13 protein-coding genes are annotated in these 15,083 nt (G+C 50.3%); 8 read left to right on the top strand and 5 right to left on the bottom strand.

Features of this window, described 5'->3' with window-relative positions:
* Window positions 1–151: 151 nt before the first annotated feature.
* Complete coding sequence (locus tag METH5_RS0111545) at window positions 152–610, bottom strand: fasciclin domain-containing protein (RefSeq protein WP_029148663.1); 459 nt, start codon at window positions 608–610, stop codon at window positions 152–154.
* 214 nt (window positions 611–824) lie between these two features.
* On the opposite strand from METH5_RS0111545, the gene apbC reads away from it, so the two are divergent.
* Both apbC and METH5_RS0111535 read left to right on the top strand, forming a co-directional pair.
* Window positions 825–1,913 carry an iron-sulfur cluster carrier protein ApbC gene (gene apbC / locus METH5_RS0111540; RefSeq protein WP_029148662.1) on the top strand — a complete coding sequence of 363 codons (1,089 nt, stop codon included), beginning with the start codon at window positions 825–827 and terminating at the stop codon, window positions 1,911–1,913.
* Window positions 1,914–1,934: 21 nt separating this feature from the next.
* On the top strand, window positions 1,935–2,489 hold the full coding sequence (locus tag METH5_RS0111535) for a DUF1003 domain-containing protein (protein WP_029148661.1): 555 nt from the start codon (window positions 1,935–1,937) through the stop codon (window positions 2,487–2,489).
* Between the two features lie 184 nt (window positions 2,490–2,673).
* On the opposite strand, the gene pgl is transcribed toward METH5_RS0111535, so the two are convergent.
* Window positions 2,674–3,360 carry a 6-phosphogluconolactonase gene (gene pgl / locus METH5_RS0111530; protein WP_029148660.1) on the bottom strand — a complete coding sequence of 229 codons (687 nt, stop codon included), beginning with the start codon at window positions 3,358–3,360 and terminating at the stop codon, window positions 2,674–2,676.
* 184 nt (window positions 3,361–3,544) lie between these two features.
* Here pgl and gnd point away from each other — a divergent pair, with 184 nt between their 5' ends.
* From gnd to METH5_RS0111510, 4 genes are all read left to right on the top strand, one after another.
* Complete coding sequence (gene gnd, locus METH5_RS0111525; RefSeq protein WP_029148659.1) at window positions 3,545–4,453, top strand: phosphogluconate dehydrogenase (NAD(+)-dependent, decarboxylating); 909 nt, start codon at window positions 3,545–3,547, stop codon at window positions 4,451–4,453.
* 141 nt (window positions 4,454–4,594) lie between these two features.
* The gene (gene zwf, locus METH5_RS0111520; RefSeq protein ID WP_029148658.1) at window positions 4,595–6,070 is read left to right on the top strand and encodes a glucose-6-phosphate dehydrogenase; all 1,476 of its coding nucleotides are present in this window, start codon (window positions 4,595–4,597) and stop codon (window positions 6,068–6,070) included.
* A gap of 182 nt (window positions 6,071–6,252) precedes the next feature.
* Window positions 6,253–6,822: a dCTP deaminase gene (gene dcd, locus METH5_RS0111515; RefSeq protein WP_029148657.1), complete on the top strand. Its 570-nt coding sequence runs from the start codon at window positions 6,253–6,255 to the stop codon at window positions 6,820–6,822.
* Window positions 6,823–6,943: 121 nt separating this feature from the next.
* Complete coding sequence (locus tag METH5_RS0111510) at window positions 6,944–9,190, top strand: arginine/lysine/ornithine decarboxylase (RefSeq protein ID WP_029148656.1); 2,247 nt, start codon at window positions 6,944–6,946, stop codon at window positions 9,188–9,190.
* 961 nt (window positions 9,191–10,151) lie between these two features.
* Here the strand turns inward: METH5_RS0111510 and METH5_RS0111505 are convergent.
* Both METH5_RS0111505 and METH5_RS0111500 read right to left on the bottom strand, forming a co-directional pair.
* Window positions 10,152–10,640, bottom strand: a complete 489-nt coding sequence (locus tag METH5_RS0111505) for a dihydrofolate reductase (protein WP_029148655.1) — start codon at window positions 10,638–10,640, stop codon at window positions 10,152–10,154.
* A 12-nt stretch (window positions 10,641–10,652) separates the two neighbouring features.
* The gene (locus METH5_RS0111500; protein ID WP_029148654.1) at window positions 10,653–11,192 is read right to left on the bottom strand and encodes a peroxiredoxin; all 540 of its coding nucleotides are present in this window, start codon (window positions 11,190–11,192) and stop codon (window positions 10,653–10,655) included.
* 150 nt (window positions 11,193–11,342) lie between these two features.
* Here METH5_RS0111500 and METH5_RS0111495 point away from each other — a divergent pair, with 150 nt between their 5' ends.
* Window positions 11,343–13,178 (top strand): tetratricopeptide repeat protein, encoded by a 1,836-nt coding sequence (locus METH5_RS0111495; RefSeq protein WP_029148653.1) that lies wholly within the window; start codon window positions 11,343–11,345, stop codon window positions 13,176–13,178.
* A 16-nt stretch (window positions 13,179–13,194) separates the two neighbouring features.
* Here the strand turns inward: METH5_RS0111495 and METH5_RS0111490 are convergent, their stop codons facing one another.
* The gene (locus tag METH5_RS0111490; RefSeq protein WP_029148652.1) at window positions 13,195–14,025 is read right to left on the bottom strand and encodes an HDOD domain-containing protein; all 831 of its coding nucleotides are present in this window, start codon (window positions 14,023–14,025) and stop codon (window positions 13,195–13,197) included.
* A 216-nt stretch (window positions 14,026–14,241) separates the two neighbouring features.
* On the opposite strand from METH5_RS0111490, the gene map reads away from it, so the two are divergent.
* Window positions 14,242–15,072, top strand: a complete 831-nt coding sequence (map, locus tag METH5_RS0111485) for a type I methionyl aminopeptidase (protein WP_255337187.1) — start codon at window positions 14,242–14,244, stop codon at window positions 15,070–15,072.
* Window positions 15,073–15,083: the final 11 nt, after the last annotated feature.

Raw genomic sequence — 15,083 nt, 5'->3', positions numbered from 1 at the left:
GCAAACCCCTTGCGGTTTCAACGAATCTTTATCTTTAAATCATTGGCAACGCGCTTGAGCAGGCGTGCAGAGAGAGCCTCTAGCGCGCTTTGCTAGTGAACGCACGGTTAGACCTGTATAACTTTCGCCAGACCTAACCGCCACCATAAGGTTAGCTTTTAGGCATCAATACTGCACTCACCGTATGAATCACGCCGTTATCCGCATTAATTTCATCGCCAACGACTTTCACGTTATTCACTTTTACGCCATCCGTCACAGATAGTTGCAAATCAGCGCCTTCGAGTGACTTGACTTTGCCCGCGCTCACGTCGGCCTGGGTGATTTTGCCGGGGTAAACATGGTAAGAGAGTACTTTTTTGAGTTCATCGCTATTGGCCATCAGCGCACTCAGTTTGGCTTTGGGCAGCTTGGCAAATGCAGCATCATTAGGCGCAAACAAGGTAATCGGGCCTTTGTCGTTAAGCGCGCCTTCAAGGCCAGCCACTTTGACTGCTTTTAAAAAGGTTTTAAAACTGCCGTCTTGCTGCGCCGTCTCTAATAAGGTATCGGCAAAGGCCACACTAGAAAAACTGATGGCGAGAATAGTGAGTGCTAGGATTTTTTTCATGTGAGTTCTCCTGATGGTGGTAACAAGTAAACGTTCGGCTTTAAACCGATGTGCTTAAGTTACTTATCTAGCCTTACGTTTAGCTGACCCGGCCTTGCAACTGGCTTACAAACAATTTGACCAGCCCGACTCAGGAGATGATCATGACGAACATTTGCTGATGGGGTAGAATACCCGATTCATTTAGTCAGGCATTTCCGCAGGAACCTCCAGCATGGCGATTAGCGAACTCATCATTCAAAGCACCTTAAAACTTTGCATAGACCCCAATACCGGTAAAGACTTTGTTAGCGCAAAGTCAATTAAAAACATTCAGATCAATGGCAATGATGTCAGCCTCGATGTAGTACTTGGCTACCCGGCACAGAGTCAGCTAGAGCCGATTCGCCAGCAAGTGACTGACGCACTAAAAGGCATAGACGGCATCGCAAAAGTAACGGTGAATGTGGGCAGCCGTATCGTGGCGCATGGCGTGCAACGTGGCGTTAACTTATTGCCAAACGTGAAGAATGTGATTGCTGTGGCTTCAGGCAAAGGTGGTGTCGGCAAATCCACAACCTCCGTCAACCTGGCGCTGGCGCTGGCCGCCGAAGGCGCTACCGTGGGCTTGCTCGACGCTGATATTTACGGCCCTAGCCAGCCACAGATGCTGGGTATTTCCGGCCGCCCGGATAGCGCCGATGGCAAAAGCATAGAGCCCATGCGCGCGCACGGCATCCAGGCCATGAGCATCGGCTTTCTGGTCGACACCGACACCCCCATGGTGTGGCGCGGCCCTATGGTCACCGGCGCCTTAGAGCAGCTATTGCGCGACACGCGCTGGCAAGACTTAGACTACTTAGTGATTGACCTGCCACCGGGCACTGGCGACATTCAGCTGACATTAGCGCAAAAAATCCCGGTCACCGGCGCAATTATCGTGACCACGCCACAAGACATTGCCCTGCTCGATGCGCGCAAAGGCTTGAAAATGTTTGAGAAAGTCGGCATTCCTATTTTAGGCATCGTCGAGAACATGAGCACACACATTTGCTCCAACTGCGGCCACGAAGAGCATATTTTTGGTGCCGGTGGTGGCGCGGTGATGGCCAGCGATTACAACGTCGATTTACTAGGTAGTTTGCCGCTGGATATCAATATCCGCATGCAGGCCGATAGCGGCCAACCGACTGTCGTCGCCTCGCCAGACAGTGCGATCGCACAAAGCTATAAAGAGATCGCGCGCAAAGCAGCCAGCAAAATCGCCATTGCCAGCCTCGATCACAGCGCAAAATTCCCTAATATTGTGATTCAAAAAACCTAATCTCCAGCAAGGACGCTGCCTATGTCACTCCGCAAACACCATATTGCAGAAGGCCTGATGGGCGCGCAGTACGAGGCCATGGACGAACATATGCAACGCGTTGCCCGGCACATGACCGAGCGCCACCCAGTCTCACGCAATCTGACGACACCCCACACAGACGACACGCCCAGCCGCGGCCAGCGCGCTGCCGATGCCATGGCTCGCTTTGGCGGCTCTTGGACCTTTATTTTCATCTTTATGCTGATACTGGTGAGTTGGGTGATCCTGAATTCGGTGATTCTATTGCGTGTCGATCGCGCGTTTGACCCTTATCCTTATATCCTGCTCAACCTGTTTTTATCCATGCTGGCCTCGATTCAGGCGCCCATTATCCTGATGTCACAAAACCGGCAGTCAGAAATTGATCGCCGCCAGGCCGAGCATGACTACGAAGTGAATTTAAAAGCAGAATTAGAGATTTTGTTGCTGCATGAAAAACTGGATGGTTTGCGTGAGCAACAGTGGCAAGAGCTGATTCTTTTACAGCAAAAGCAAATTGGGTTACTTGAGCAGTTGCTGGCTGAAAAAAATTAAAAACAAGTACTTTAGCCACAGAGGGCACAGAGAACACAGAGTTAAAAACCTGAGAGACTTTTCTCTGTGACCTCCGTGTCCTCTGTAGCTCAAACAAATACTTAACTGAAGTTCAAGGGTTATAAAAAAAGCCACAAAGATTTCTCTCCGTGGCCTCTGTGTTCTCTGTGGCTTTAACTTAAGCTTAGTTAAGTGCAACACCAAAACAATACACGTCTACACCGTTCGGCGATTGAATCAAAGTCGCTGGAATGGCTACGCCATTACGCCAATTGTCGACAGCCTCTTGCTTGCCTGCACCCGTCACTAAAAACATGACTTCATGCGTATTATTCAAGCGGTCCTGGCTAATAGTAATGCGGTCCGCCGGTGGTTTTGGCGAGTTAAACACCGGCACGGCATCTGCCGTATTATTCACTACCTGGCCTGGGAACAGGCTGGCGGTATGCCCATCTTCACCCAGGCCTAAAATCACCAGGTCAAACGTGCGCACACTTTTAAGTGTCTCAGCGTAGGCTTTGGCGCCTTCCACATTGCCCAATTCAGCCGGAATATCGTGAATCTGGCTGGCGGGAATCGCGACATGACTTAACCAGGCATCGCGCGCCATCTTGCTGTTGCGCTCGGCATGATCCACCGGCAAACAGCGGTCATCATTATGATAAACATGCCAGTTAGCCCAGTCGGCATCGGCCTTGGCTAATAATTGATACACGGCTTTAGGGGTGCTGCCACCCGCTAAAACAATTAAGAAACTACCATGCTTGGCAATGGCTTCATTGGCCGCTGCCAGCACTCTAGAGAGCGCTGCCTGGTTAATTTCTTCCTGGGATTGAAACGAGTGCCAACGAGTTTGAACATTCAAAGACATAGAAAACCTGTAAAAAACAATACAAAAAAGCGTGCGCAGCCTTTTAGTGCGTGACTGCATTTGCTATAATTATAGCTGACTCGACATGATAATTCTGCAAAATTATCCGATGACACTGATCGAGTTCATGCCATCCAAAAGATGGGTGTTTCTTAAACTGTCCTCACACCATAGGAAAATCCGAATGAAATTAGCAATGATTGGCTTGGGCAAAATGGGCGGCAACATGGCTGCACGTTTGCTTCGTCACAAAATCAAAGTCGTAGGCTTTGACTTTAATACCGAATTCGTAAACAAATTAGTAAAAGACGAAGGCCTGGAAGCAGCGACCTCAGTGGCTGATGCAGTGGGCAAACTGGAAGGCCAAAAAATCGTCTGGTTGATGTTGCCAGCAGGTGAAATCACCGAAAAACAAATCAAAGAACTGATCCCGATGCTGAACAAAGGCGACATCATCGTCGACGGCGGCAACTCAAACTACAAACACAGCCAACGTCGTGGCGCCATGCTCGCAGAGCAAGGTATCGGCTTTATTGACTGTGGTACTTCTGGTGGTGTTTGGGGCTTGGACAACGGCTACTGCCTGATGTACGGCGGCGAAAAACAATACGCAGACGTATTGGCACCTTATGCACAAGCACTGACTCACGCTGATCGCGGTTGGGCACACGTAGGCCCAGTCGGCTCCGGTCACTTCACCAAAATGATCCATAACGGTATCGAATACGGCATGATGCAAGCGTTTGCTGAAGGCTTGGACCTGATCAAAGGTAAAGAAGACTTCAACCTTGACCTGGCACAAATCACTGAATTGTGGCGCCATGGTTCTGTGGTACGTAGCTGGTTGCTGGACCTGACAGCTGAAGCGTTGAAAGGTGACCAGACTCTGGAAGGCATCGCTCCTTATGTTGCTGACTCCGGTGAAGGTCGCTGGACAGTGGTTGAAGCGGTAGAGCAAGGCGTTGCGGCACCAGTATTGACCGTTGCATTGCAAGCCCGTTTCAGAAGCCAAGATGCTGATGGTTACAGCTACAAGCTGTTGTCATTGATGCGTAATGCCTTTGGCGGTCACGCAGTAAAATCATCTAAGTAATAAAATAGCCTCTCTTGATGAGAGGCTTTTTGCTTATTATTTAGAGCCGACTGTTAGAACTAAACTTTTTAGAACTGATAGTGACAAATATATGGGAAAGGCTTGCCCTTTCCCGTTTACATTTTTATCTTAAGGTTAGAAATGACGAATAAAATTGATCCATGCACACTGGTGCTGTTTGGCGCTAGCGGCAACCTGGCCCGCGTAAAACTCTACCCTGGTTTGTTCAGACTGGACTCACTGGGCCGTTTGCCAGCAGACCTCAAAATTGTGGGCGTTGGCCGTCAAGTGGTTGACCTGGAAGCCTGGCGTGCAGACATCAAAAGCATGCTGGATGCCAAATTTAAAAAAGGCTATGACCAAGCCGTGTTTGAGCGCTTTATTGCGCGTAACTTTTACCATGCCAATCCACCGACAGATCCAGATGCGTTTGGCAAATTAAAAGCCACGCTAAGCGACGAAACAATCTTCCCGCAAAACCTGGCTTACTTCCTGTCTGTGCGCCCGGTTGATTTCGCCCCGGTGGTTGAGTCGCTGGCTAACGTTGGCCTGACGCAAGAAGACAAATACTGGCGCCGTGTAGTGATCGAGAAGCCATTTGGCACCGACTTGCCATCCGCGAAAGAACTGCAAGCTGCGATTACCAAGCACCTCAAAGAAAGTCAGATCTACCGTATCGACCACTACCTGGGCAAGTCTGCACTGCAAAACATTTTGCTGCAACGCTTTACCAACACAGTGTTAGAGCCAATCTGGAACAACCAGTACATCGACCACGTACAAATCACCAACACCGAAATGCTGGGTGTAGGCGACCGCACGCAGTTTTATGACAGCACTGGCGCATTGCGTGACATGTTGCAAAGCCATATTCTGCAAACATTGGCACTGACTGCGATGGAGCAGCCGAAAGATTTGTCACCAGAAGGTGTACGCGACGCTAAAATCGCATTGCTGGAGCAAATCCGCCCTATTCCGGTCAATGAGCTGGAAAAACATGCTTTCCGCGCGCAGTATGCTGCTGGCGAAATCAATGGCGAAAGCGTTCCAGGCTACCTGGAAGAGCTGGGCAACAATGACAGCGTGGTTGAAACTTATGCTGCACTCAAATTGTTTATCGACAATCCACGCTGGGAAGGGGTGCCGTTCTACATCCGCACCGCTAAACGCCTGCACGAAGCCGATACCCGCATTTCTGTGCGCTTTAAAAAAGCACCGCTGCAGATCAATGACCAGGACCAGAACTGGTTGATCATTGGTATTCAGCCACGTGAGTGTATCAAACTGGAAGTACAGTCCAAGATTCCAGGCCTCGACATCCAAACGCGTACCATTCAACTGGATGCAGCAAACCGTTGGGACTCAGATGACTCCGTAGATGCATACGAAGCCTTGCTACTTAACCTGATGCAAGGTGACAACTCCAACTATCTGCATATTTCTGAAGCCGAAGCACAATGGCGCCTGGTCGACCCGGTCGTTAAAGCGTGGGCAGAAGACAAGCAGCCAGTCCATCAGTACCCTGCTGGCAGCCGTGACCCTGAAGCTTCTAAAGTCATTTTTGAAGCCGAAGACCAGTTCTGGCGCTACAGCATTGAATTAGGCGGCGACCAATAATCACTGGCGGCTGCAAATGCCGCTGGCTGAATAAATCGCCAAAAATTCATAAAAAATTTGCAAAAGCATCAACATTTGTTGTTATTATTTGCACTCATTAAAAGCGGAGTTTAAACTCCGCTTTTTTCTCTTTATTGCAAGCACTTTTGCACAGAAAAGCAACGTTAAGACTGGACAAGGCAATGAGCATTAAGTCGGATAAATGGATACGCAGAATGGCTGAACAACACGGCATGATTGAGCCGTTTTCGCCCAGCCTGGTGCGTGAAGAGCATGGCCAGAAAATTGTCTCTTACGGCACCTCTTCTTATGGTTATGATATCCGCTGTGCCGACGAGTTTCGTGTGTTTACCAATATCAACAGCACCATTGTTGACCCCAAACAGTTTGACCCGCAGTCATTTGTTGAAGTCTCGGGCAAAGGTTATTGCGTGATTCCGCCTAACTCGTTTGCGTTGGCACGCACGGTTGAATATTTCCGCATCCCGCGCTCGGTCTTAACCGTCTGTCTGGGTAAATCAACCTATGCGCGCTGTGGCATCATTGTCAATGTCACGCCGTTTGAACCAGAGTGGGAAGGTTATGTCACACTGGAGTTCAGCAACACCACGCCCCTGCCTGCCAAAATTTACGCTGGCGAAGGCTGTGCCCAAGTGCTGTTTTTTGAGTCTGATGAAATTTGCGAAACCAGCTATAAAGACCGCGGTGGCAAATATCAGGGCCAGGTTGGCGTGACGTTGCCAAAAATATAGCCTCACCCAACATTGAAAAACAACCCATATTCTCCACAAAGGCACCGAGTAAAAGCATGGCTTTCTCAGTGCCTTTGCACTTTAAGTTACACGTTTCAGTGACAAGTTAAGGATTCATTGAATGAAATTTAGATTTCCCGTCGTCATTATTGACGAAGACTTCCGCTCCGAAAACTCTTCCGGCTTAGGCATACGCGTACTGGCTAAAGCCATCGAAGAAGAAGGCATCGAAGTGCTGGGTGTCACCAGCTATGGCGACCTGACCTCGTTCGCTCAACAGCAAAGTCGTGCATCCGCGTTTATCTTGTCTATTGATGATGAGGAAATCGTCGAGGAAAAGCCGGAAGCCATTGAGCAATTGCGCAACTTTGTTGCCGAGATCCGCTACCGCAATGAGGAAATCCCGATTTTCCTGCATGGTGAAACGCGTACCAGCCGCCATATCCCTAATGATGTGCTGCGAGAGCTGCATGGCTTTATTCACATGAATGAAGACACGCCTGAGTTTGTCGCACGCCTGATTATCCGCGAAGCAAAAGCTTACCTGGATAGCCTGCCGCCACCATTCTTTAAAGCGCTGACACACTACGCAGCCGACGGCTCTTACTCCTGGCACTGCCCAGGCCACTCTGGCGGCGTCGCGTTTTTAAAATCGCCTGTTGGCCAGATGTTTCACCAGTTTTTTGGTGAAAACATGCTGCGTGCAGACGTGTGTAATGCAGTCGATGAATTAGGGCAACTGCTCGACCATACCGGCCCGGTTGCCGCCTCTGAGCGCAATGCCGCCCGTATTTACAACTGTGACCACTTATATTTTGTGACCAACGGCACCTCAACCTCCAACAAAATCGTCTGGAACTCAACTGTGGCACCAGGTGACATCGTGGTCGTTGATCGCAACTGCCATAAATCGGTCTTGCATTCGATCATTATGACTGGCGCGATTCCGGTGTTTTTAATGCCGACACGCAACCACTTTGGCATTATCGGGCCTATTCCTAAAAGTGAATTTGCCTGGGAAAATATTCAAAAGAAAATCGCACGCAACCCGTTTGCCAGCGACAAAAATGCCAAGCCGCGTGTATTAACCATCACGCAGTCTACCTATGACGGCGTACTGTATAACGTCGAAGAAATCAAAGAAATGCTGGATGGCAAAATTGACACCCTGCACTTTGACGAAGCCTGGTTGCCGCATGCGACGTTCCATGACTTTTACGGCGACTACCACGCCATTGGCGCGGATAGGCCACGTTGTAAAGAGTCCATGGTGTTTTCTACCCAATCTACCCACAAATTGCTGGCTGGCTTGAGCCAGGCGTCGCAGATTCTGGTGCAAGACGCGCAAAACAACCATTTGGATAGAGACTTATTTAACGAAGCCTATCTGATGCACACCTCTACCAGCCCGCAATACTCGATTATTGCCAGCTGCGATGTCGCTGCAGCCATGATGGAAGCGCCAGGCGGCACTGCATTGGTAGAAGAGTCCCTTAAAGAAGCGCTGGACTTCCGCCGCGCCATGCGCAAGGTTGACGAAGAGTGGGGTACCGACTGGTGGTTTAAAGTCTGGGGCCCGACTGATTTGTCTGAAGACGGCCTGGAAGAGCGTGACGCCTGGATGCTGAAAGCCAACGAACGCTGGCACGGTTTTGGCAATCTGGCCGAAGGCTTTAACATGCTGGACCCGATTAAAGCCACCATCATTACGCCTGGCCTGGATGTTGATGGCGAGTTCTCTGACGCGTTTGGTATTCCGGCCGCGATTGTGACCAAATACCTGGCAGAGCACGGCGTCATCGTCGAAAAAACCGGCCTTTACTCATTCTTTATCATGTTCACCATCGGCATTACCAAAGGCCGCTGGAACACCATGGTAGCCGCTTTACAGCAATTTAAAGATGACTACGACAAAAACCAGCCATTATGGAAAGTGTTGCCGGAGTTTGTGCAAAAGCATCCACGTTATGAGCGCATAGGCCTCAAAGATTTGTCTACACAAATCCATGAAGTGTATAAAGCCAATGACGTCGCGCGCCTGACAACAGAAATGTACCTGTCTGATATGGTGCCGGCTATGAAGCCAACCGATGCCTTCTCAAAAATGGCGCACCGCAAGATTGAGCGTGTCGCCATTGATGAGCTGGAAGGTCGCGTGACGGCAGTGCTGTTAACGCCCTACCCGCCTGGCATTCCATTGCTGATTCCTGGCGAACGCTTTAACAAGGTGATTGTGAACTACCTCAAGTTTGCGCGTGAGTTTAATGAGAAATTCCCGGGCTTTGAGACCGATAACCATGGTTTAGTCAAACTAATCGTAGATGGTAAAGCTGTGTATTACGTGGATTGTGTGCAGCAGGAAGACTAGCTTCTGTTAGCTTGTATGAGGGAAACGCATGGCTGTTAGCAACGCGTTTCCCTTTTTTGTTTTAAGGCCATCGATATTTAAGATATGCCGACACACATCGTCATTTCAGTGCAGGGTAAAGCAGGGATTTCGCAGAGCTTGCTTTGCATAAGCCAGCTCTGCGTTCAAGGTGGTATGCAGGCAGGGCGCGATGACAATAAAAGCTTATTCTTTTTTGTGATGTTTCTTTTCGCTTTTTCAGCGAGTTACTTTTCTTTGCTTGCACAAAGAACAAGTAACCAAAAGAAATGCACCCCAGCTTCCGCTTATTTCCTGCGTTGCTCGGCTTAGGACTTTCGTCCGATGCTTTGCTGGACTTAGGCATAAGCGGTCACGAAACTCAACCTAGCGGCCTGCACAAAACGCAGGCCACCGCGGGATTCGAACAGTCGCTCCCTTTGTCCTTATTTTGCCTGCGCTACTCGGCGCGGCAGATGGGGACCCCGAACACCATGCGACTGCGAGCGTCGATGGTTATAAGACAAAGAATTACTTTTTTGAACCGTCCGCATTTATGCAATGTGAGTTTGGCGAGATAAATCCCATTCCATCACGCTGAGTAGCGGAGACGAAGTGGGAGTAGTCGGCCATCGTCTGTTCGAGTTCCGCTTTGGCTTGCGTCTTTTGCAAGCCACTAGGGCGAGTTTCGATGGACGCCCACGTGAAGTCCGTTAACGGATGAAAGTCCTAGGTTGAGCAACGCAAGGGAGCCGCAGGCCGTGATGGCTGGGTGTCGTCCTCTTTGGTTACTTGTCTTAAGGACAAGCACCAGAAAGTGACTCGCCAACAGGCGAAATAAAACATCTAATCAACCCACCAACACTAGATGAAAGAACAACCTTTGAATAAACATCTAACCAACTAGATTCCAATCTACGACAGAGTGACGTTGTGATCGGAATCTGTGAATCAGGTTCATCCTTTAGGCACGCCTCTGATAAACCATATCACTATAATGCAAGCCATTCACCGAGGTATGCGCATCTTCACTCACCAACGCCCAATCCTGCATGTCAATCTCTGGAAAAAACGCATCCCCACCCACCTGCGCATACACCCGCGTGAGATATAACCGCGTAACGTAAGCCAAACCTTGCGCATACATCTCGGCGCCACCAATCAAAAATGGCTCATCATCGCCTGCACACGCGGCCAGTGCCTCTGGCAATGAATGCGCGACTTTGGCGCCTTCAACCATGTATTCAGTATCGCGCGTAACAATCACGGTAGTCCGCCCCGGTAGCAACCGCCCCAGTGACTCATAGGTTTTACGCCCCATGATGATATGGTGACCCATGGTCAGTTGCTTGAAGCGTTTGAGGTCTTCTGGCAAATGCCACGGCAATTGGTTGTTGTGGCCGATCACACGGTTGTCGGCATGGGCGACGATAAGGGAAAGTGCTTGTTGCATAAAAAACGCCCTTTAAAAAGCAGATAACCGTTTGAGGTCATCAATAATGGCCTGGCTATGACCATCTGGATTCACATTGCTGTAGGTCTGCGCAATCGTGCCTTGCGGGTCAACGATAAAGGTCATGCGCTTGGCGGCCTGAATCACGCCCAGGTTAAACAAAGCGCCATAGGCGTCAGCGACCTGGCCATTGCTATCCGCCAGCAAGGGGAAAGACAAGCCATGCTTTTGCGCAAACTTGGCATGGCTGGCAACGGTGTCTACACTCACGCCAACCACCTCTGCACCGAGGGCATGGATTTGTTGAATATCATCGCGAAAATGGCAGGCTTCGCGCGTGCAGCCTGGCGTGTCATCTTTGGGGTAAAAATACAGAACCAGCCATTTGCCTTGCCAGTCAGCCAGGCTGCGCACATGACCTTGGGCATCCGGCAATTTGAAATTAGGAGCTTTCATGCCAACACTGACACGATTTGACGGCTGTTGATACTGGCGATAACCCCAGATGGCCAGCCAGAGTAATAGTCCGTACATAATCAGTTTGACGAGCATTGTTTGATTCCTTTTTTAGACGTGAAGTGACTTAAAGTTTGGCCGCAAGACCGTTTGGTCGTTGACGCTTCAGGCCGCTTATTGTACCTTAATCCGCCATCTGTCATTTTAAGGTCATCCGCAAACGTTTGAAGTGTTGCAGTCTCTCCCATGAACAACGAAGCCATTGCAAAACTGCTCAAACTGATTGCCGACGACCCGCAACGCTGGGACGCGTACCAGAAGCTGGCTGGACTGATGTTGAAAAACCATGAGTTTCATGCGGCTGAGCAGTATTTGCTGCAAGCGATTAACCTGCAGCCAAAAATACTTGAGCTACATGTGCAACTGGCTAACCTGCATATGCGCACGCAGCAATTTAAGGCGGCGCACGATTGTTATAAACGCGCCATTGCACTCGATGCTAAACAAGCACACCTGTATTACCTGGATGCACGTGCCTTAAAAAATATGGGGCGCACGCAAGAGGCGATTTTGCGCCTGCGCACAGCGACCAAGTTCGACCCACAGCAATTGCAGGCGTTTAGTGAGTGTGTGGATTTAATGCTACAAGCACAGCAACCTGAGCAAGCAGTAAATATGCTCAGGCAAGCGGTGGCTGCACACCCTGAGCACGCCCACTTTCATTACCGCCTCGGCATACTATGCCAACAGTTACAGGCGACCGATGAAGCCCTGCAGTGCATGCAGCAAGCGATTCATATCCAGCCGGACTTTGCCGAGGCTTATCATCAGCGCGCGCTGATCTTACAGTTGCAGGGACAAACACAAGCAGCGGTCGATAGTTTTAATGCGGCCATTGCCTACCAGCCTAATTTGCCGGTGCCTTACAACAATCGTGGGGTCGTGCTGTGCCAACTTGGCCAATATCCGGCAGCCATTGCTGACTTCAGGCAAGCACTGGCCCTAAACCCGGGCTATGCCTCGGCTTACTGCAACCTGGGCCTGGCACTATATGAAAACGGTGATGCTGACGAAGCCTATATTTGCCTGGAAGCAGCCTTACAGCATGCGCCTCACCATGCGCAGGCGCGCTACTACCTGAGCATGCTAAAACTGGCCAGAGGCGAGTATGAGGCCGGCTGGCCCATGTATGCAGCGCGCTTTCAGGTCTTGCCCGACAACCAGCGCCCCAATGAAACCTTGTTGTGGCGCCAAACCGGTTCGCTGGTTGGCAAAAGTATCCTGATACTGTCTGAAATGACACTTAGCGACACCTTGCAGTATTGCCGCTATCTGCCATTGATCAAGGCATTTAAACCTAACCAGATGATTGTCGCCGTACCAGAGGCATTGTTTGATTTGCTCAATGAGTTTTGGGCCCAGGATGCTGCGACTCAGGTCATTCGCCAGGATGGCCGCCCGCTGCCGCACTTTGATGTGTATTGCCCGATGCTGAGCCTGCCAGCCGTTTTTAACACGCTGCCAGACACGATACCGGCCAGCCTGCCCTACCTTGCCATCAATGAACGGCACAGCCAGCCCTGGCAGGAACTGCTAGGCCCCACCAGGCGCCTGCGCATAGGCCTTAACTGGTGTGGAGATGCTGATAATAAATATGACAAACTACGCAGCATCCCGCTCTACCAGATGGCGCCTTTACTGCAAATGGAGGTCGAATGGCACAGCTTGCAAAAAGAGTTTCGGCGCGAAGACCACATTATGCTCAAGCGCTTTCCGATGCTGGAATGCCATCATCCGGCATTGACTGATTTCACCCAAACTGCCGGGCTGATGATGCAAATGGATTTGGTAATTTCAGTCGATACTGCTGTTGCGCACCTGGCGGCGGCCCTTGGTAAACCGGTCTGGTTATTGTTGCCGCATCAGGCGCACTTTCGCTGGTTGCAACAACGTGAAGACAGCCCGTGGTATCCGGGCATGCGGCTATTCAGGCAAGGCGCTGAAGAGCCGTGGGAGAGCGTGATTGACCGTGTGCATCAGGCCATTACCGACTTATTGGCAAACCGCGGCACTGAGGTCTAAGCAAGCCTGTAAGCGGCTAGTGTGAAACACCTACAATATGCATCACCCGCTCCACATCTACATGCAGCAGCTGGGCAATATCCTTATAGTCGTCTGGCAACGCCGCATTCTGCCAGCCGTCGGCAGAATGTCTAGCCAAATTCACGGCTAACTGCACATTGCGCACTCTGGGCAAATGCGCGCGCTGCTCATCCATTAAATCGGTTAACAATGAGGGTAAGTTAAACACGCGCACCAGCTCGGCCTGTAACTCCACCACGCGAAAACCAAGCACCTCTTGTTGCACAACGCGGCTACGCAGGGTTTTATCGGCAGCTTGACGCTTGCTGATCTCAGCCATAGCTTCCGGATTAAAACACCACATCAGCATTTCGGCAAAATCATACAATGAGGCAGCCACGCGCAACTCTTCTGCATGCAAGTCCATCAGGTGTGACGCAAATTCAGCCGCAAAATAACCAGCCCGGTGTGCACGTATCATCAGCTTAAGTAAATCGACCAAGGCCGGCACATGCTGGTTGAGTACTTCTTCAACATGCGGCACAGCGGGAATCTGGGCAAAAAAGGTGCTGGTGCCCATCATGATAATGGCCTGCTCTACCTGCACCAGGTCTTGCAACTGATGGCGGCTACGATGATTATTGGCAAACGTCAGCACTTTAAACATCATCAGCGGGTCATTGATCACCACGCGCGTAATATCGCGTGCGCCAGTCTCTTCTTCATGCTCACGGAGTAGCGCCAACTCCCTGGCGGTTTGTCGCAATACCGGGATATCTGCCTGCTGTAAAAAAGCGACCCAGTCATTTACAGTCCGGTTTGCCCTTGCTTCGGTGAGTGTCACCATGTGTTCGCTCCAGCTTGATTTATGCGCCCGAGTATAAAACATCACCAACCTGCGCGATGCGGCAATCAATCGCACAAATCAGCGCCTGTTTCTTTTTATGGCATATCCGTTTTAACGCCTATGGTGGTTTAACGCCAATAAAGGCGTGCTTCTTTAGTGATGACTGATAAATGCCTATGTTAGAATGCCATTTTAGTTATTGATTCCCAAGATCGGATCCTCAACGATCTGGCTTTAAAGGTCGTCAAGCATATGGCAATTATTCTGCACACCCCCGAAGAAATCGAAAAAATGCGCGTCGCTGGTCGCCTGGCCTCCGAAGTGCTGGATTACATCAGCCCGTTTGTTGTGGCTGGCGTCACCACTAACAAGCTAGACCAGCTCTGTCACGATTACATCGTCAATGTGCAGCAGGCAATTCCAGCGCCGCTTAACTATGCACCGGATGGCCATACGCCGTATCCTAAATCCATCTGCACCTCAATTAACCAACAAATCTGCCATGGCGTGCCCAGTGAAAAAGAGCTGAAACAAGGTGATGTCGTCAACCTCGATATTACCGTGATCAAAAATGGCTACCACGGTGACACTTCGCGTATGTTTATGGTTGGCGATGTGACGCCACAAGCCAAACGTTTGTGCGAACTCACCTACCAGGCCATGTGGCGCGGTATTGAAAAGGTCAAACCGGGCAATACCTTGGGTGACATTGGCTACGCCATTCAATCTTTTGCCGAAAAAAATGGCTACAGCATCGTGCGAGAATTTTGCGGTCATGGCATAGGAAAAAAATTTCATTGCGAGCCGCAAGTATTGCACTATGGCAAACCAGGTGCTGGCATGACACTGAAAGCCGGCATGATTTTCACTATAGAACCGATGATTAACGCCGGTCGCCGCGATATTAAATTTATGTCTGATGGCTGGACAGTCGTCACCAAAGACCGCAGCCTGTCAGCGCAATGGGAGCATACCGTGCTGGTCACCGAAGAGGGCTTTGAAATCATGACCACCTCTGCCGGTACGCCGCCGCGCCCCGTACTGTAAGCCGCTTGACC

Source organism: Methylophilus sp. 5 (assembly GCF_000515275.1).
Taxonomy (GTDB): Bacteria; Pseudomonadota; Gammaproteobacteria; order Burkholderiales; family Methylophilaceae; genus Methylophilus.
The sequence above is the reverse complement of the archived record's forward strand: the minus strand, read 5'-3'. Positions and strand labels throughout refer to the sequence as shown.